Source organism: Mesorhizobium sp. P2_H9 (assembly GCF_056403215.1).
On sequence record NZ_JBFUFX010000013.1, the window covers coordinates 67,787 to 84,969 of the forward strand.

Sequence of the window (17,183 nt, forward strand, 5' to 3'; positions counted from 1 at the left end):
GTGCGTGCGATTTTTCTCATCCTCGTCGCTGCGGCGACGCTTGCCATCGTATCGACGGTGTTCGGCGGCGGATACGCGATCAATATCGCCATCGTCGTCTGCATCTACGTCATCCTGGCCAGCAGCCTCGATATTGTGATGGGCTGGACGGGCCTCTTTTCCTTCGCCCATGCCGCCTTCCTCGGAATAGGCGCCTATACCGCCGCTATCCTAGGCCGGGACTTCGGAACCACGTTCTGGCTCAATCTGCCGCTCGGAATGATCGTCGCAGGCCTGTTCGGTTTCTTGCTCGGCCTGCCGCTCCTGCGGGCACAAGGACATTTCCTGGCGATCATGACAATCGCATTCCAGACCATCGTCTATCTCGTTCTATCGCAGTGGACCGATTTCACCGGCGGACAATATGGGATCGAAGTCGAACCAGTCGCAGGCTTCACCACGCTATCGTCATACTTCTACCTGGTGCTGGTGATTGCGGTGATCTGCCTGATTGCGATCCGCTTTCTCACGCAATCGCGCTTAGGAGACGCCTTGCAGGCGATCCGCGACGACGAGACCCTGGCGCGTACGATCGGCATCAATACAAAGGCCGTCAAACTTGTCGCATTGGCAATATCGTCGGCTTTGGCGGGCGGCGCGGGCGTCCTTCTGGCTTATCACATACGCGGTGTGACGCCTGACGATTATACTGTCCTCGCTTCGGCATCGATTGTGGCAATGGTCGTTCTTGGCGGTCGCGGACGTTTCTGGGGTCCAGTTCTCGGTGCAGTGCTGCTGACCGCACTGCCCGAAATGCTTTCGATGCTTACCGACTACAAGCACATCTTTTATGGCGGCGTGTTGATCCTGGTCACGATGTTTGCTCCGCAGGGGCTCGCGGGCAAGTTCTCTCGTTGGAGAGCAAGATGACGGGTGAACAGAAAAACATGGCTCCGATAATCAGGGCGGAAGCACTCACTAAGAACTTCCAGGGGATGGTGGCGCTGAATGCGTTCGACTTCTCGGTCAACGAAGGCGAGATCGTCGGGCTGATCGGTCCAAACGGCTCGGGCAAATCGACCGTGGTCAATCTTTTAACCGGCGTTCTTGCGCCCACCAGCGGCCGTGTGCTGATCGACGGCAAGGATTTTACCGGTGCCGCACCGCATGTCGTTGCAAGACACGGGGTGGTCCGCACCTTCCAGATGATCAGGCTGTTCCCGAGCCTGACGGTTGAACGGAACATCGTATTGGCGCTGCAGGAGCAATCTGGCCCCGGGTACATGTCATCCTTCCTGAACCGTCGCAATGCTATGGCGTGGCACGAAAAGGCGGCTTGCAAGGCGCGCGACATGCTGGCCTTGTTCGAAATGGAGAAGCACGCCCACAAGCTCGCCACCGATCTTTCGATCGGACAGCAGCGTATGGTCGAACTGGCGCGTGGCCTCGCCACGAACCCGCGTATCTTCATTCTGGACGAACCGGCAGCCGGCCTTTCGCCAATCAACGTCGATCGGCTCATCGAAATGATCCGCCGCATGCGCGACGAATTCGGCGTCACGATCCTGCTTGTCGAGCACGTCATGCGCGTCGTTCAAGCAGTTTGCGACAGGGTTGTCGTCCTCGATTACGGACAAAAAGTTGCAGACGGCAAGCCGGATGTCGTCGTTCAGGACCCCAAGGTCATCGAAGCTTATATCGGATTGGGGCGGTCTTCCCATGCTTGAGTGCAAAAGTATCGATGCCGGATACGGCAAAGTTCAAATCCTTTACGGTCTCGACTTCACCGTACCCAAGGGCGGGCTGAGCGCGATTCTCGGCGGCAACGGAACAGGCAAGTCGACGGCGCTCAAGACGCTCGCTGGCCTAGTGAAGCCGACCCGCGGAGAAATCCTGCTCGACGGCAAGCGGATCGACGGCAAGGGGGCCCATGCCATGGCGGCGGCGGGCTTATGCCTCGTGCCCCAAGGTAAGGAAGTCCTCGGCGGCCTGAGCGTGCATGAGAATATCACCGTCGGCGCCTATCACCGGCGCAAGGATAAGCCCGGCATCGCCGAAGACGTCGAGATGGTCTATGCCGAATTTCCCCGCCTCAAGGCCCGTTACAAGGCACCGGCCGGACTTCTGTCCGGCGGCGAGCGGCAGATGCTGTCGCTGGGTCGCGCTTTGATGGCGCGGCCGAGCATGCTTCTGCTGGACGAACCTTCGGCAGCGCTCGCACCGAAGGTGGTAGGCGAAATTTCCGACATTATCCGCAAGCTGAGAGCGCGCGGCCTGACCATGCTTCTCGTCGAACAGAATGTCTCGATGGCGCTCGAACTCGCTGACGAGGTGCATATCCTGCGTGAGGGCCGTTTCGCCTATTCGCGCAAGAATGGCCCCGATCTCAAGGTCGAGGAACTGCGCGAATTTTATCTCGGGAAAGGACAATCGTGACGCGGTTTGCCGGGAAAACGGTCCTGATCACCGGCGCGGCCGGCACTCTCGGCACCGATCTGTCGCAGGCATTTGCCCGCGAAGGCGCCGAGCGCCTCTACCTTGTCGATCGAGACGAGGCTCGGCTCGGCGAACTCCGCGCCGCGATCGGCAGACCGGCCACTGCGGTCCGCTGCGACCTCACGTCCGTTGCCGACATGCGGCAGGCCTGGGACGGCATGGATTTAGCGTTGGGTATCGACGTCCTGGTGACCGCCGGCGGGACCCTTGGCAGCGGCAAACCGCTTCTGGAAGTCGATCCGGAAGAGTTCGACCAGATGCTGTCGCTCAATGTGCGCGGCACACTGTTTGCTGTCCAGCTCACCTTGGGCGCGCTGCGGCATCGCAAGGGATGTATTGTGACCTATGGCTCGACGGCCGGCCTGACCGGTTCGCATGCGCTCGGTGCCTATTCGACGACCAAGGGAGCCGTGGCGCTGCTTACCCGCAGCCTTGCGTTATCGCTCGCCGAGGAAGGCATCCGCGTCAATTCCGTCTGCCCCGGATCGATCTCGTCGCCGATGCTGGAGCGGAACTTCGCGGCCGCCGGCGCAGAAGCGGAAATGCGTCGGCAGATCTATAGGGATCTTCATCCGATGAAACGTTTCGGTGAGGCGAACGAGGTGACGCAGGCCGTGCTCTATCTAGCCAGCGACGCCGCATCCTATACGACCGGCGTTTCGCTGCCGGTCGATGGAGGTCGCCTTGCATAGCTTTGAGGGCAAGACTGCTGTCGTCACCGGTGCCAACAGCGGCATCGGCCGCGCGACACTCGATCTGCTCATCGCGCGCGGCACCTCCATCGTGGCGGTCGACCAAGACGTGTCGGAGCTCGGCGGCGTTGCGGCAACCGTTGTCGCCGCCGATCTCTCCCAAGAGGCGGCCCCGAAGCGGATCGCCGATGCGGCCGGCGCGCTCGGCGGGTTGGATCTCCTGGTCAATTGCGCCGGCGTCGGCGGCTCGAAACGCATCGCCGAAACCGATGACGCCCTGCTCGACCGGATCCTCAGCATCAACCTACGCTCCGTCATCCGGCTGACGCGGGAACTGCTGCCGTTGCTGCGCCAGCCCGGCGGCGCGATTGTCAACCTCGCATCCGTTTATGGCGAGGTCGGGCGCGTCGGCACCACCGCCTACGCCGCCAGCAAGGGCGGCATCTCACAACTGACACGGCAATTGAGCGCGGAACTCGGTCCGGAAGGGATACGGGTAAATGCCGTCGCACCCGGCTGCATCCTCACCGCGATGACCCGCGACAAGATTGACAAGGATGCCGAATACCGGAGCGCGATGATCGCCGGAACGCCGTTGCGACGGATCGGCGATCCCATGGAAGTGGCTGAAGTGATCGCTTTCCTGGGCTCCGATCAGGCATCCTTCGTCAATGGTCAGATCATTGCCGTCGACGGCGGCTGGCTCTCGTCCCGAGGCACATTCTAAGGAATAGAGAGATGGAACATTTCGGTCCTGTCAAATGGCCTGGCGGCCATCGCGTTGCAGTCATGCTCTCCTTCGATTTCGATGCCGAAACCCTCTGGCTGTCGCGGGATCCCGATAATGCGCGCCGTCCGGGGACGCTGTCGCAAGGCGTCTATGGCGCCAAAGTCGGCGTTCCGATGATCCTCGAAACCCTGGAAGATGCCGGTGTGCGAGGAACCTTCTTTGTGCCCGGATGGACGGCCGAAAGACACACCGCCCGCCTGGAGATGATCGTCGCCAGAGGCCACGAAGTCGGCCATCACGGTTACCTGCATGAATGGGTCGACCCCGACCAGCCGGAACGGGAGGAGGAAATCCTCGTCAAGGGCCAGGAAGCCCTGAAAAAGACGGTGGGGATCGTTCCAACCGGTTATCGATCGCCGGCCTGGGAGACCTCGCCGAATATGATCGGCCTCCTGAAGCGATACGGCTTTTTCTACGACAGCTCCTTCATGGACACCATCAACCCCTATCGGCATACGCTCGATGACGGGACAGATGGTCCGATCGAGCTTCCGGTTCACTGGAGCCTGGACGACGCGCCATTCGCGCTGTTTTCGGTGCGCGCGCCACGCACCATCGTCACCAACGACCATATCCTGAAGGTATGGCAGGACGAGTTCCGCGAAATCTACCGCTGGGGCGGGCTCTTTAATCTGACGATGCACCCGCAGGTCATCGGCCGGCCGTCCCGCATCGCGCTGCTCAGAGAATTCATCCAGTGGGTAAAAACCTTCCCCGGTGTCTGGTTCGCCCAGGGACATCAGGTCGCGGAGGCCTGGAGCAAGTCCGAAAAGTAATCTTTTTTCATACCTTTAGAAGGCTGCACCGAAGGAAGACGGCTTCCTCTCGAACGGAGATGTCATGAATTTTGAAGAGTACCGGTCCAGGGACGGCATAGCTCTTGCCGCACTTCTGGCCAATGGCGAGGTGAGCGCGCTGGACCTGATGCGGATCGCGATAGAGGCGGCCGAACGCGTCGATGCCCTCACCAATATGCTGTCCTACAAGGATTACGAAGGCGCCTTGGCGAAGGCTTTCCGCCATGAGGTGGTTGCCGGAAAATTCAGCGGCCTGCCGTTTCTCCTGAAGGATTCAGGCCTTGCCTCAACGGACCTGCCGACGAGTATCGGGTCTTCGCTCTTCGAGGCGACGAAGGCCCAAAGCGACGCGACCCTCGTCAAGCGGTTCCGCGAGGCGGGCCTCATCTCGTTTGCGCGCTCTACGGTGCCTGAACTTTGCATGGCGCCAACGACGGAGGCGCGCCGAAATGGCGGCCCTACCCGCAATCCTTTCGACCCGACGCGTTCGTCCGGCGGATCGTCCGGCGGCGCTGCCGTCGCCGTGGCGGCCGGCGTTGTCCCGGTGGCGCATGGCAGCGATGGCGGTGGGTCCATTCGCATTCCCGCTTCATCGTGCGGCGTTTTCGGCCTCAAGCCGTCCCGCGGCCGCGTTCCGCTGGGCCCTTTTCGTGGCGAAGGCTGGGGCGGACTTGCCTGCGATGGCGTTTTGACTCGCACAGTACGCGACACGGCACGCGCTCTTGACCTCACCGCGGGAATGGAGACCGGCGCACCCTACGCAGCTCCACCCGGCTGCAGCTTCGAAGCGAGCCTAGACGTAACTTTGGAGCGCCCCCTACGGATCGCCGTCTGGCAGGATCCATGGGGTCTGGCGATGGATGGACCTTGCCGGGAGGCCGTACGGAAATCGGCCGAGCTTTGTGCGTCGTTTGGCCATGAGATCATCGCCATCGACCCACCGGACTTCGACTATAGTGCCTTCATCGATGCCATTATCACCGTCATGGCTTCTAACGTCGCACTTTCCGTCCGTGTAAAGCTTTCGGCGTTAGGCCGCGATCCAAGACCGGACGAGCTTGAGCCAGCTATTCTGGACGGCTACTTCATCGGTGCACGCACTACGGCACCTGACTATGTCGCGGCCGTCGATAGGCTGCACGCTACCGGCCGGATGATGGCCGCGATGATCGACGGATACGATCTCGTTCTTTCCCCCACCCTTACGACCCTTCCACCGACGCTAGGGACCATTTCAACCAAAGAGGCTGATTTTCGCGGTTTCCGGCGCAAGGCTAGCGAGCTTACTCCGTTTTTGGCAGTAGCGAACGCGTCAGGCCAGCCAGCCGCAAGTCTACCACTTTGGCGGCATGAAGGTCTTCCCGTCGGCGTACAACTCATCGGTCATTTCGGCCGAGAGGACATGGTGCTGGCCCTGTCACATCAACTGGAAGGAAGCTCGCTCTGGAGCGTAGCCCAGAGATGGCCTGACTTCTCAAATTTCCGTATGCAGCCAGACCTTGCATAGCCTTGTGCAAGGCCACTGTGGCGGCTGCTAGAATAGGTGATCTTCCGGCTTGCCGTTGTCGTTGGCGAGGTCTGGCGCGAGAGCCTTCATGTTCATGATGTCTGCGGTCCCGGCGGAGCTCGATAGAGTATGATCCGTCCGGTCGGCAGAATCTGGGTGAGGAAATCAAAATCGCGGACGTTGCCGGTCAGCACGCCCGCCCCCAACTGACGCGCCTGCAGGAATACGAGGGCGTCATTTACGAAGCGGCGCTCGTGCCCCTCGCCCTTGGGCAGATTGCTCAGCCGGAAGAGCAAGCCTGCCAACACACCGGCCTGTCCCCACATTGCTGCATCCGGGGCATGAAGACGGTGGTCCGGAATGTCCTCCACCGTGGCTTTGATTGTCTCGAGGACAGCTTTTGTGGAGGCATGCTTTGGGTCGAGCCGGCCAAAGGCGTGGGTCAGCTCAGAAAGGCAGACTGCGGAATGGTGGCAACGGCGATAGGTAAGCAGCGTATCGACTTCAACCGGTGATCGTCCTTGCAGGACATCCAGGTAGACACTCGTATCCAGAAACACCGGTCCCCCGATCGCGGGTTCGTTTGCAACCCATGGGAGATCATCGTCGGCCCTACGCTCCAGCGTTCCGGTGTACTTTTGCGGCTTGAGCGATCGGAGAGTCTCGGAAAGATCAAACCCCAAAATCTATGTCCGCCGGGATGCTGCCCTTGCGTCCGACCAAGCGGGCGCCAAAGTCATCTTCGAGAGCTAGGCGCGACAGCGCCAGTTCCAACAGCTCCGTGTCCGAGGTGACATGAGCGCGCTTCTTGGCCGCCTCGATCAACTCGGAGGACACGCGCCCCGAAAGACGGGTATTCTTCGCTGCGCCGAGCAGTCCGGCGGCTTTCGCTTGCTCGAGTACGAGCTTATTGCGGGTCGATGCGACCTTTGCTTCGCTTTCTGAAGCGGTCCGTGTTTGCGCGGCCATCAGAACCTCCTGTGTTCAACAGAATATAGATTGCGTTGAACACATATGCAAGGCTTAGTAGCCGCTGGCCTTCGGGACGCAGGCACGTGAAGCACACTTACCATAGTGATCGATTGGGGGGATCGATGGATTCTATGCAAACCGAAATTGCACGCTTCCTTGCGGAAAAAGCGGTACGGCAAGCGCGCGCGACATATCATCAGGTAGGGAACGTCCTCGGCTGGAACCATCCGACAGGTCGCGGTCTGGGCAAGAATCTGGAGGTCGTCCTGCACGCTTTGCATGATCGCGGACTGCCGCCGCTCACGACGATTCTAGTCAAGCGCGGCGAGAGGCATCCGGTGCCTGACGCGATGGCGTATATCCGCGGAACCTTGGGCGATATCGACATCGATGCCGCACAACGTGAGGTGTTCGCCTTCGACTGGCGATCGATTCCAGACCTGGCTCCTGACGTCGACAGACTTGCGAGCGGTCGTGATATTGGCTGATCTCTTTTCGGGGGTTTGACCCCGCGAGTTGGGGCTGCATCGGCCTTGCTGACGAGGCCAAGCGCGACCGCTATCTTATCCAGTCCAATGCATTGGTGGCGATCTACGTCACCAAGGGCAAGGGGCCTGAGGAGATGCGGGGCAAGGTCGTGGGCCTCCTCGAGGTTTCCCACAACGCCGGCCATGCCAGTCAGTTCATCGCCGACGACCGCTAGGCCGAGAAGGAAATGGACCCTCCTAGCTGATGCCGCAATGTGTGCGTTGCTCAATCCACCCGAACGAGGCAGTCTGTGGATTCGAGGCGTCGTCTCGGCTATGCATACCCGATGGACGACAGATCCTTGTTTATGAAATCCAGCATCGACAACCTCCCGCCACCAAAACAGCGCGAGCTGAGAAAGACGGTTGAGCTGCTCCTCGAGGAGTTTGAGGATGCCCTCAAGGGAGGGACGGCCGACTTCAAAAAGCGTGGGCGCATCCTCAAGATCATACTTTTCGGATCCTATGCGCGTGGTGGCTGGGTCGACGAGCCGCATACCAGAAAGGGCTATCGTTCGGATTTCGATCTGCTGGTGGTGGTGAACAATCGCAAACTGACCGATTTCGCCGGCTATTGGCAGACGGCCGCAGACCGCCTGATGCGCGAAATCAATACGCCAGTCAGTTTCATTGTGCATTCCCGCCGGGAGGTGAACACCGCACTCAGGGACGGTCAGTATTTCTTTGTCGACATCCGTCGTGAGGGCATCGTCCTCTACGAGCTCGACGAGGAACCACTGACCCATCCGGCACCTACCAAGCCGGCTGATGCATTCCGATTAGCAGCCGAACACCTCGAAGACAGGCTGCCGCACGCCCGAGTATTTGCAAAGACAGCTGGATTTCTTCTCAGCGAATCCAACTTCAAGGAAGCGGCCTTTCTCCTTCACCAATCAATCGAGCAGGCCTATGCGGTGTTGTTGCTGGTTCTAACGAATTACAGCCCTGCATCTCACAACATCAAATTCCTTCGCAGCCTCGCTGAAGATCAAGCACAGGAACTTGCCGAAGTTTGGCCCCGTGACCAGCAGCGTTTCATAGCTTGGTTCAACATCATCAACGAGGCTTATGTGAAAGCGCGCTATTCGAGGCACTTCGAGATCACTCGCGAAGCGCTTCAGTGGCTTGCAGAGCGGGTCTGCGACCTGATCGGTCGCATCGAAATGATCTGTCGATCACGGCTTGAAAAGTTGAGGGCGAATATCGCTGATCAGCGAGCGCATTAACTCTGCGGTTGAGCCAATTCCAGTCTGCCATTTATGCGACTGGAAACTGTAGCAGCTAAGTTAAAATGTCCGGATCTGGCAAAGTAGGAATGTCGCTCCTGCCTTGCCAATCTGCCCGCGTTCGAGAGCGCGGGAGATTGCAGATTGGGACTGGTTCTGATGAGCGAACGCGAGCTGCGGCGTATCGAGGTTCTGTCGAAGGTTATTGAGCGGCGAATGACAGGCGTTGCAGCGGCAAACCTGCTCGACGTTTCAGTTCGTCAGGTCCAGCGGCTGTTGAAGACGTTCCAAGCGGATGGCGCTGCGGCTCTCCGGCACAAGGCGCGTGGCCGGCGTTCCAACAATCGCATTGTCGACGGTGTTCGCGACTTCGTGCTGGAGCTGATCTGCGAGCGCTACATCGACTTCGGTCCAACGCTTGCCCGCGAGAAGCTGATCGAACGGCATCAGCTCGCGGTCAGCAAGGAGACGCTGCGCAAGTGGATGACGGAGGCTGGAATCTGGACGTCGCGCCGTGAACGCAAGCAGCGGCTGCATCAGCCGCGCGGGCGACGAGACTGCTTGGGCGAGATGGTGCAGATCGACGGCTCGCATCACTGGTGGTTCGAGAACCGTGGGCCCAAATGCGCCCTGCTCGTCTTCATCGACGATGCGACCGGCAAGCTGCTTCATCTGCGCTTTGCCGGCTCCGAGAACACGTTCGACTACTTTCACGCGGCAAAGGCGTATCTGCGGGAATGGGGCAAGCCGCTTGCGTTTTACAGCGACAAGCATGGCATTTTCCGAGCGACCCATGGTTCCGAGAAGGATAGAAGCAGCGGCCTGACACAGTTCGGCCGGGCTCTTTATGAACTCAACATCGATATCATCTGTGCCAACACCCCACAGGCCAAGGGTCGCGTCGAGCGCGCCAACCAAACGCTCCAGGACCGGCTTGTGAAGGAACTGCGCCTGCGCGACATCAGCACGATCGAATCGGCCAATGCCTATGCGCCCGAGTTCATGGCGGACTTCAACGCACGCTTCGGCAAGGAACCCCGCAATCCGAAGGATATGCACCGCCCCCTCGCCGATCATGAGAATCTGGACGGCGCCATGTGCCGCAAGGAGGTTCGCACACTGTCTCAGGCTTTGACGCTGCGCTACGACAAGGTGCTGTTCATTCTCGATCCGACCGATACCGCGAAGCGGCTTGCCCGCAAAAAGGTCGTCGTCTGCGACTATCCCGACGGTCGCCTCGAGGTCATGCACGACGGCATCGCCCTACCCTACAGAACCTTCGACAAGCTGCGTTCGGTTCATAGGTCAGAGATTGTCGAGAACAAGCGACTTGATGCTGCCCTGGACCTGGTCGCCCAGATGCAGGCTGGCCGGGAGCTTCATCGCAGCCAGCGCGGGCCGCGGCGCACCGGACAGACGAACCACATGTTCGGCATTCCCGACGGCAGCCAGAGCAATGGCTATGTGAAGCGTGGCCGCAAGCCCGGCCGGAAGGCGGATTTCACAAAGGACCCCGCGGTCGTCGTGCGGCGTGAGCAGGCGTTTGCCAGAATGCCCGCAGCCAAGGTCGAGAGCCAGGCCATCAAAGTCGATCTGACACTCACAGAGAGCGATAGGCATCGTATTGCGGATGTCCTCGCAGTGCTGGACGAGTTTCCAATCAACCGGAAGACTCAACCGACAACGGAAGCCGGCTGTTAGCTCGAAGAGGGGCACGCGGCTCTCAAAGCTAAAGCCGACGGAGATCTACTGGATCGCCCCCGATCGGGCTGCGCAACCCCGACCAGCTGTCGCCCGATCGGGCGCTGACGTCGCAGCCGGCGGCCCCGTGTTGCGACATTTCTATTTTGCTGGCACCGCGACATTCGAACTTGGTTGCAACAGAAACGCACAAACCGCGAACAAACGCCCGGAAATCGGTCATCGGCATTTGCGTAGTAAGGGGCTGTAACAAGGAAAAATAATTTTAGAATCTTGCGCTGAAGCCTAACGGAAAGTGGACCGCCGGAGCAGGTGTTCACATTCGGCCGACGCGTCGCCACGATCCGCTTGTTGTTGCGGCAGATGTATTGAAAGCTAATAGCCAACGTTAGCAAACCTGAATGCTGCTCTGTGACGCAAAATGGCACCGTTTCCGCTCGTCACCATTCGCGGCGGCGCACCGCCGGGACGAACTTGTCGTAAGTATCGAGTTCCGGTTCCGATTCCTCGTAGGATACGGGGCGTCCGTCTTCGAGGAGAAGCAGGGACAGCGAGAAGTCGTAATACTCGGCGAACACCGTCATCTCGCGCACGGGCTCGCGCAGCCAGACGCCGTGGGGATGTTCGATACTGCCCCGACCGTCGACCAGCAATTTAGGGCGGGATGGAAGCGCCGCCGTCGGAATCTCTATAGGACCGGCCGATGTCTTGAAATACGCGCCGCTGCGCCACGCCGCATCGCTCGACCGCGCCCACAGGATATAGCCATCGCGCGAAACAACAAGAAGGGCGCGCTTGCGGGTATAGCCGAGCCACCGCAGCACCGCCGCGATAAGCGAGACGTTGTATCGTTCCGCGCAGGCCCGGAGCAGCTCGATATCGACCTTCGCGCCTTCGGGAATTTGGCGTCGGAAATCGTCGAGGGGCATGAGGAAATTGGCGGCGAAGACGTTGGCCTGATGCTCGACCTGTCCGTATTCCGAATCCCACCGCACGATCTGCTGCTGGCCGCACTGGAAGCCTTGCGGATACGCGAGACGGTGCAGCAGGTAGTGACCAAATTCATGCGCGAGGGTGAAATTGATCCGGCCTTTGGACGCGATACCGTTGTTGTAGATGATGCCCCAGCCCTTGCGGCCGTCCTTGGCCTTATACAGCGCGCCGTCGAAAGTGGGCAGCCGGTCGCCTTGAACGCTGACGATCGGGTCCTCGGGAAATCGCTGCTTCGAATACTCCCGGGCGATCATCGGAATATCGATCGGGAACCGGTCGGCCCCAAATGCGGCATTCAGAACATGAGTGATTTCGAAGGCCCAACGTTCGGGCGAGAACGGTGCTGTCATTCATCGTCGCCGATCAGGTCGAGCATCCGCCGAATCTTGTCCTTGGTGCCCGGGTCCATTCTGCGATATTTCCGGAAGAACGCGGTGTCCGTCGCGTCCTCGACCAGAACCGAATCAGTGATGAGATAATCGGGGGTGACGTCGAGGGCGATAGCGATCTTGGCGATCTTGTCGGCCGAAGGACGAGGGGGGTCCTTGTTCTCCAATTCCCAGATGTAGCTCTTGCTGGACTCGGCCATCTCGGCCAGCTTGTCGAGGGTGTAGCCTTTTCGTTTGCGCAGGCTGCGGATTTTGTCGCCAAGCGGCGTAGCCAATATCGAACTCCTTTTGTTCCGAGTTCAGAGTAGCACTACACCAGGTGCTTGACAACGCTCATTTCCTGAGTCCATCATGTTCGGAGTAGGCGTACTCGTTCTGACCTTAGTCCAGAAGGAAGCCAAATTATGGTAGGAAAGCGCGGACCTGACACACATCATGTAGTACCCCATCACGGCGGCGGCTGGGATGTCAAGCGGGGCGGCGCTGACCGCGCCTCGGGGCATTTCGACTACTAAACAGGCGGCGATTGACCACTGGCGACAGGTCAGCCGCAACCAGGAAACGGAGCTGCGCATCCACAACGCGACGGGCGTATCGCCCAGAGCGACAGCCATGGCCGGGACCCGAACCCGCCCAAGGGCTGACCACCTGGCCGTGCCCGCGTGCGCGGCCCCGTCTCAACAGGCGCCCGAGGCGGCGCCGGAAAGCGAACTGCGATGAAGCATACGCCGACGATGGACCTTGCCGACCTCCCAAAAGGCATTCAGCGCAGTCGCCCCCTGCCGGACCCGGCGCTCGGCGCGCTGTGGGAATCCATCATCCTCGACGAGGATATCAAACGCCGCCTGTTGTCCCAGGCCGTGCTGAACTTCACGATGCGCGGAAAGGTGGACCGCAGCGTGATCCCGCTGCACGGCGTCATCCTGCTTGTTGGCCCGCCGGGCACCGGGAAGACATCGCTCGCCCGCGGTCTTGCGCACCGCACTGCGGAGTCTTTCGCGGGTGGCAAATTCCGCCTGCTGGAGGTGGAGCCGCACACCCTGACCAGCTCGGCGATGGGAAAGACCCAGCGCGCGGTGTCGGACCTCTTCTCTCAGGCTATCGCGGAAGCGGCGGCGACGGGCCCCACCATAGTCCTGCTCGACGAAGTCGAGACGCTCGCCGCGGACCGCTCCAAGATGAGTTTGGAAGCCAATCCGATCGATATCCACCGCGCCACCGACGCGGTCCTGGTGCAGCTCGACATCCTCGCCGAAACGCATCCCAATCTGCTGTTCGTCGCGACCAGCAACTTCCCGCAAGCGGTCGACAGTGCCTTTACCTCGCGCTGCGACCTGGTCGTCCACGTACCGCTGCCCGACCGCGAGGCTTGCGGCCGTATCCTCAAGGATTGCCTGACCGGCCTTTCGCGGACCTACCCGGCGATGGGCAAACTCGCTGCCGCGCCGCAGTTCGCGCAGTGCGCCGCCGCGTGCGTCGGTCTGGACGGGCGCTCGATCCGCAAGATGGTCGCCAACGCCATCGCGACGAGCCCGCAGACGGCGATGAACCCCGGCGAGGTCACGATCGACGACATCCTCGCGGCGGCCAAGGCCGCCAAGGCGAGCCGCGCGGCGGGWGGCAAGGACTGATGAGCACCGTCGCCAGCCGTACCTTCCAGAGCACCCCGGGCCGTGACGCCCTCGCGACCTGGAACGCCATCGTAGATCTCCTGACCAAGGGTACCGCGGGCGCCGCGCGCACCGAACTCCTCGCGGTCGGCGGCGTCGCCGCCAGCATCATCGCCGACCAGGCGCCGCGGGACGCCGCAATCACCGTCACCTGCGATGGCCCCCGGACGCGCATTTATTGCCTCTATGACGACGACGCCATCGACGGCGGTGGCGCCAACGAAAACGCCCTTGGCTACGATCCCCTGAAGGGCGACTGGCGCGTATCACTGCCGTGCGAAATCGATGACCTCGCATGGGTCCAGGCCGCGCTGAAGAAGCACAGCACCCGCATCACCGCCCGCGACCGCGAGAAAGCCGTCAAAGACACGGGCGGCGCGGAGGCCGCGGCAGCGCAGACCCTCACCCTCGATCCGAAAGGGTTCCTCGGCTCATGACCAGCGTCGCCGTCAACACCTATACGCATTCCGCGACCTACGTGGCGGACAACATCCTGAAGAGCTTCAAGGACATCGTCCGGCTCAGCGGGCTCGACCCCGGCAAGTTCGCCGCCGACTGGGAAACAAACATGCGCGCGCTGAAAACGTGGCTCGGCACCGGCGACCTGCAGTCCGTCGTCCTCGAGGTGTTCAATCCCCGGACCGGGGCGCTCATCGTCCGCTGGGATATCGACGTCGTCTACAACTGGTCCTCGGGGGACGGCAGCTTCTGGACCGACACCGACCAGCTCAAATACCACATCCGCAAAGCCGGCCTCGCGCCGTCGGACGCCAGCTACGACATCTTGCTGCACACCAAGCCGGGCCGTCCCGATGTTAGCGGGTGGGGCAAGGGTGCCTACCGGTCGACGGACGGATTCGTAAGGCACAGCCTGGGCACGACGATTGAGCACAGCGGCCTTGGCGGCAACGCGGCTTACTGGCGGAGGGCGAGCTGATGCTGACGGTCGACGAGGCTTTCCGGAAATTCAAGAGCCGCCTTGAGCTGAACGACAGGGAGCAGGCGAACGCCTCCGCGCGGCAGAACGAGGTGCGCGACTATCTCGACACCAAATTCAAGATCGAGACCAGTTTCCTCACCGGCTCCTACAAGCGCCACACCAAGACGAAGCCGCTCAAGGACATCGACATATTCTTTGTGCTGAAAGACGCCGAGCGCCATTACCGCGACAATGCGCCTTCCGTCGTCATCCAGGATTTCTGCGACGCGCTCGTCGCTAAGTACGGCAAGGACGCCGTGCGCAAGCAGAGCCGCTCGGTCAACCTCGATTTCGGCGTGTTCGTCGACGCCGAAGACAATACCGATTACCGCATCCTCAGCGTCGACGTGGTGCCCGCCTTTGCCAAGGGCCAGGACTACGAGATTCCCAACACCGACAGCGGCACGTGGATCAAGACCAACCCGAAGATTCACGCCGAGAAGGCGACGGCCGCCCACCAGGCATTCTCGAATGAGTGGAAGGGCCTCGTCCGCATGGTGAAGTACTGGAACAACAACCCCAAGCACGGCGCCGACAAGCCGGTAAAGCCCTCCTTCCTGATCGAGGTGATGGCGCTCGAATGCCTGCATGGCGGCTGGCAGGGCCGGTTCGACAGAGAGGTGCAGGCGCTGTTCGCCACGCTCGCCGACCGCATCTTCGACACCTGGCAGGACTCGGCGGGATTGGGACCGGCTATTAGCAACGGCATGGACAACGCGCGTAAACAGCGCGCCCGGGAGCTACTGACGGCGGCGAGCCGGGACGCCTCCCTCGCCATCAATCACGAGCGCCAGGGCCGCCACGGCGGCGCCCTTGCCGCGTGGCGCGCCCTCTTCGGCAAAAAGTTTCCGCTGTCATGACGGAGAGGACCGATGGCTGAAGGCATAACGGCGCGCTGGCACGGGGACAATTACCAGTCGCGCGTCTTCTGGGAGAACGCCTTCAATCTTCTCGACGACCATTCGTGCGTCGTCGAAGTCACGTTCGAGGCAAACGGCCCTAAATCGTTCGACGATGTCGTGGTGCGCTACGATCCGCCGGTGGCGCGCTCGGGGCCCGACCGGGTGAATGCCGAGTACCACCAAATCAAGTGGCACGTAGAAACCGGCGGACGGTTCGGCTACGAGGACTTTGTCAGGCCCGACTTCATAGGGGCGAAATCCTTCTCGTTGCTCCAGCGCCTCAAGGAAGCGCGCGCCAAAGTGCCGCCGGGCCAGACAGCGCATTTCTCCTTCCTGACCACCTACCGCGTCAAAGACGGCGACCCGCTTGCGGACCTTATTTCCGGCAACGACCGCACGCTGATGGTGGAAAAGTTGTTTGACGGCACAGGCTATCGCAGCCGAATGGGGAAGGTGCGCCGGCTGTGGCGCGATCATCTTGACCTGGCGGACGATAATGAACTGAAGGCCGTAATGCGGGGCTTCCGGATTATCGAGGGTCACCGCACGCTCGACGAGCTGCGTTCGGAGATCAATCTGAAGGCGCAGGTCGTGGGAGTGATGGCTTTCAGCGCCAGCGACTCCGACTTCCGTTATGACGAGCTCGCACGGCAGATGAAGGTCAGGCAGCTCAATGCCCTGACCCGCGAGACGCTCTTGCAGCTCTGCCGCGACGAAGGGCTGCTGGTCCCACGACCTGCGAAATCAGATGCGTTCCTGCCGGTGGCCATCCGCAGCTTTCTCGGGCCTGCGGCGGATATCGCCGGCGCCGCGTCTGAGAACACATTGGTTCTCACCGACGATTTCCGGCAGCGCTATCTCCAGGACAGGCGCGACTGGCAGCACGACATCAGGCCCCGCGTTGAAGAGTTCCTGCGCGCGGCGGTGAAGAAGTCCGGGCAATTGCGCCTGATCCTCGACGCCCACGCGTCGATCGCCTTCCTCGCGGGCGCTGTTCTGGACGTCAAATCAGGCGTGGAAACCGAACTGGTGCAGAAGGGGCGGGTCGGGACGCGCGTCTGGCGCGCCGATGACGGGACCGCCTCGAAGGGCGCCCGGTTCGACGTGGCGCGGCATCGTCTTGGCGAGGGCAAAGAGATCGCCGTGGCCGTCAGCATCGCGCAGCCGGCCGAGGCACAGGCCCGGCAGTATGTGTCGGCGCAGTTGCCGGGCGCAGGGCAGCTCATCACGTTCTCGATGCCGGCGGGGACGGGGCACCAGACCGTCACCGGCGGAGAGCACGCCGCCGCACTGGCGGAACAAATCTCCAATGTGTTGCGGCAAGACAAGCAAGACGACCCCGATGCGCTGGTCCATATATTCGCCGCGGTGCCGAACAGCCTGCTGTTCTATCTCGGGCAGCATCACCAGAGCGTCGCGCCCTGCGTAGTCTATGAGTTCGACTTCGATCGCCGCGGGTCCAAGACCTATCAGCCATCATTCACCGTCGATTAGCGCCTGACAGGCGTGGGCAGCACTCGTGGTCGAGAGCTTGTATCGCCGTCACGTGCCGAATGGCTCCCA

19 protein-coding genes and 1 pseudogene are annotated in these 17,183 nt (G+C 61.2%); 16 read left to right on the top strand and 4 right to left on the bottom strand.

Translation table 11 applies throughout. The features are described from left to right. The 7 genes from AC1DXN_RS23700 to AC1DXN_RS23730 all read left to right on the top strand — a co-directional run bounded on the left by AC1DXN_RS23700 (position 1) and on the right by AC1DXN_RS23730 (position 6,261). Entirely contained in the window at positions 1-909 is a 909-nt protein-coding gene (locus AC1DXN_RS23700; RefSeq protein ID WP_477276373.1) for a branched-chain amino acid ABC transporter permease, read from the top strand. Continuing rightward, positions 906-1,706 (top strand): ABC transporter ATP-binding protein, encoded by an 801-nt coding sequence (locus tag AC1DXN_RS23705; RefSeq protein WP_477276375.1) that lies wholly within the window; start codon positions 906-908, stop codon positions 1,704-1,706. The genes AC1DXN_RS23700 and AC1DXN_RS23705 overlap by 4 nt, the downstream gene beginning before the upstream one ends. Continuing rightward, the gene (locus tag AC1DXN_RS23710; protein ID WP_109658896.1) at positions 1,699-2,415 is read left to right on the top strand and encodes an ABC transporter ATP-binding protein; all 717 of its coding nucleotides are present in this window, start codon (positions 1,699-1,701) and stop codon (positions 2,413-2,415) included. Before AC1DXN_RS23705 ends, AC1DXN_RS23710 begins: the two co-directional genes overlap by 8 nt. Continuing rightward, the gene (locus AC1DXN_RS23715; RefSeq protein ID WP_477276377.1) at positions 2,412-3,167 is read left to right on the top strand and encodes an SDR family NAD(P)-dependent oxidoreductase; all 756 of its coding nucleotides are present in this window, start codon (positions 2,412-2,414) and stop codon (positions 3,165-3,167) included. Before AC1DXN_RS23710 ends, AC1DXN_RS23715 begins: the two co-directional genes overlap by 4 nt. Beyond that, on the top strand, positions 3,148-3,894 hold the full coding sequence (locus AC1DXN_RS23720) for an SDR family NAD(P)-dependent oxidoreductase (protein ID WP_477276379.1): 747 nt from the start codon (positions 3,148-3,150) through the stop codon (positions 3,892-3,894). The genes AC1DXN_RS23715 and AC1DXN_RS23720 overlap by 20 nt, the downstream gene beginning before the upstream one ends. Positions 3,895-3,905: 11 nt before the next feature. Further along, positions 3,906-4,733, top strand: coding sequence for a polysaccharide deacetylase family protein (locus tag AC1DXN_RS23725; protein WP_210266351.1), 828 nt, complete (start codon positions 3,906-3,908; stop codon positions 4,731-4,733). Positions 4,734-4,797: 64 nt separating this feature from the next. Next, the gene (locus AC1DXN_RS23730) at positions 4,798-6,261 is read left to right on the top strand and encodes an amidase (RefSeq protein WP_477276381.1); all 1,464 of its coding nucleotides are present in this window, start codon (positions 4,798-4,800) and stop codon (positions 6,259-6,261) included. Between the two features lie 92 nt (positions 6,262-6,353). Here AC1DXN_RS23730 and AC1DXN_RS23735 read toward each other — a convergent pair whose 3' ends face one another. Both AC1DXN_RS23735 and AC1DXN_RS23740 read right to left on the bottom strand, forming a co-directional pair. Next, a complete protein-coding gene (locus AC1DXN_RS23735) occupies positions 6,354-6,944 on the bottom strand; it encodes a type II toxin-antitoxin system VapC family toxin (RefSeq protein ID WP_477276383.1) in 591 nt (196 codons plus the stop codon). Then, a complete protein-coding gene (locus AC1DXN_RS23740) occupies positions 6,934-7,230 on the bottom strand; it encodes a hypothetical protein (protein WP_477276385.1) in 297 nt (98 codons plus the stop codon). The genes AC1DXN_RS23735 and AC1DXN_RS23740 overlap by 11 nt, the downstream gene beginning before the upstream one ends. A gap of 134 nt (positions 7,231-7,364) precedes the next feature. Here AC1DXN_RS23740 and AC1DXN_RS23745 point away from each other — a divergent pair, with 134 nt between their 5' ends. The 3 genes and pseudogenes from AC1DXN_RS23745 to AC1DXN_RS23755 all read left to right on the top strand — a co-directional run. Beyond that, complete coding sequence (locus tag AC1DXN_RS23745) at positions 7,365-7,721, top strand: hypothetical protein (RefSeq protein ID WP_477276387.1); 357 nt, start codon at positions 7,365-7,367, stop codon at positions 7,719-7,721. Positions 7,722-8,068: 347 nt separating this feature from the next. Further along, entirely contained in the window at positions 8,069-8,986 is a 918-nt protein-coding gene (locus tag AC1DXN_RS23750) for a nucleotidyltransferase and HEPN domain-containing protein (RefSeq protein WP_477276389.1), read from the top strand. A 159-nt stretch (positions 8,987-9,145) separates the two neighbouring features. Beyond that, positions 9,146-10,552 (top strand): annotated as a pseudogene (locus AC1DXN_RS23755) (ISNCY family transposase); the annotation flags it as partial. Between the two features lie 575 nt (positions 10,553-11,127). Here the strand turns inward: AC1DXN_RS23755 and AC1DXN_RS23760 are convergent. Together AC1DXN_RS23760 and AC1DXN_RS23765 are read right to left on the bottom strand one after the other, a co-directional pair. Next, on the bottom strand, positions 11,128-12,030 hold the full coding sequence (locus tag AC1DXN_RS23760) for an ImmA/IrrE family metallo-endopeptidase (RefSeq protein ID WP_477276391.1): 903 nt from the start codon (positions 12,028-12,030) through the stop codon (positions 11,128-11,130). After that, complete coding sequence (locus AC1DXN_RS23765; protein WP_202330407.1) at positions 12,027-12,344, bottom strand: helix-turn-helix domain-containing protein; 318 nt, start codon at positions 12,342-12,344, stop codon at positions 12,027-12,029. Before AC1DXN_RS23765 ends, AC1DXN_RS23760 begins: the two co-directional genes overlap by 4 nt. Before the next feature lie 129 nt (positions 12,345-12,473). On the opposite strand from AC1DXN_RS23765, the gene AC1DXN_RS23770 reads away from it, so the two are divergent. From AC1DXN_RS23770 to AC1DXN_RS23795, 6 genes are all read left to right on the top strand, one after another. Beyond that, the gene (locus tag AC1DXN_RS23770) at positions 12,474-12,584 is read left to right on the top strand and encodes a DUF2188 domain-containing protein (protein WP_477276393.1); all 111 of its coding nucleotides are present in this window, start codon (positions 12,474-12,476) and stop codon (positions 12,582-12,584) included. 201 nt (positions 12,585-12,785) lie between these two features. Next, on the top strand, positions 12,786-13,700 hold the full coding sequence (locus tag AC1DXN_RS23775) for an AAA family ATPase (RefSeq protein WP_477276395.1): 915 nt from the start codon (positions 12,786-12,788) through the stop codon (positions 13,698-13,700). Then, entirely contained in the window at positions 13,700-14,176 is a 477-nt protein-coding gene (locus AC1DXN_RS23780; RefSeq protein ID WP_202330409.1) for a hypothetical protein, read from the top strand. The genes AC1DXN_RS23775 and AC1DXN_RS23780 overlap by 1 nt, the downstream gene beginning before the upstream one ends. Then, positions 14,173-14,676: a hypothetical protein gene (locus AC1DXN_RS23785; RefSeq protein WP_023699054.1), complete on the top strand. Its 504-nt coding sequence runs from the start codon at positions 14,173-14,175 to the stop codon at positions 14,674-14,676. Before AC1DXN_RS23780 ends, AC1DXN_RS23785 begins: the two co-directional genes overlap by 4 nt. After that, entirely contained in the window at positions 14,676-15,578 is a 903-nt protein-coding gene (locus AC1DXN_RS23790; RefSeq protein ID WP_477276397.1) for a CBASS oligonucleotide cyclase, read from the top strand. Before AC1DXN_RS23785 ends, AC1DXN_RS23790 begins: the two co-directional genes overlap by 1 nt. Before the next feature lie 12 nt (positions 15,579-15,590). Continuing rightward, entirely contained in the window at positions 15,591-17,114 is a 1,524-nt protein-coding gene (locus tag AC1DXN_RS23795; RefSeq protein WP_477276399.1) for an SAVED domain-containing protein, read from the top strand. Positions 17,115-17,183: the final 69 nt, after the last annotated feature.

Coding starts and splice junctions, on each gene's coding strand:
- AC1DXN_RS23705 (WP_477276375.1), top strand. CDS start 906: ATGACGGGTGAACAGAAAAACATGGCTCCGATAATCAGGGCGGAAGCA.
- AC1DXN_RS23710 (WP_109658896.1), top strand. CDS start 1,699: ATGCTTGAGTGCAAAAGTATCGATGCCGGATACGGCAAAGTTCAAATC.
- AC1DXN_RS23720 (WP_477276379.1), top strand. CDS start 3,148: ATGGAGGTCGCCTTGCATAGCTTTGAGGGCAAGACTGCTGTCGTCACC.
- AC1DXN_RS23725 (WP_210266351.1), top strand. CDS start 3,906: ATGGAACATTTCGGTCCTGTCAAATGGCCTGGCGGCCATCGCGTTGCA.
- AC1DXN_RS23730 (WP_477276381.1), top strand. CDS start 4,798: ATGAATTTTGAAGAGTACCGGTCCAGGGACGGCATAGCTCTTGCCGCA.
- AC1DXN_RS23740 (WP_477276385.1), bottom strand. CDS start 7,230: ATGGCCGCGCAAACACGGACCGCTTCAGAAAGCGAAGCAAAGGTCGCA.
- AC1DXN_RS23745 (WP_477276387.1), top strand. CDS start 7,365: ATGCAAACCGAAATTGCACGCTTCCTTGCGGAAAAAGCGGTACGGCAA.
- AC1DXN_RS23750 (WP_477276389.1), top strand. CDS start 8,069: ATGAAATCCAGCATCGACAACCTCCCGCCACCAAAACAGCGCGAGCTG.
- AC1DXN_RS23760 (WP_477276391.1), bottom strand. CDS start 12,030: ATGACAGCACCGTTCTCGCCCGAACGTTGGGCCTTCGAAATCACTCAT.
- AC1DXN_RS23770 (WP_477276393.1), top strand. CDS start 12,474: ATGGTAGGAAAGCGCGGACCTGACACACATCATGTAGTACCCCATCAC.
- AC1DXN_RS23780 (WP_202330409.1), top strand. CDS start 13,700: ATGAGCACCGTCGCCAGCCGTACCTTCCAGAGCACCCCGGGCCGTGAC.
- AC1DXN_RS23785 (WP_023699054.1), top strand. CDS start 14,173: ATGACCAGCGTCGCCGTCAACACCTATACGCATTCCGCGACCTACGTG.
- AC1DXN_RS23790 (WP_477276397.1), top strand. CDS start 14,676: ATGCTGACGGTCGACGAGGCTTTCCGGAAATTCAAGAGCCGCCTTGAG.
- AC1DXN_RS23795 (WP_477276399.1), top strand. CDS start 15,591: ATGGCTGAAGGCATAACGGCGCGCTGGCACGGGGACAATTACCAGTCG.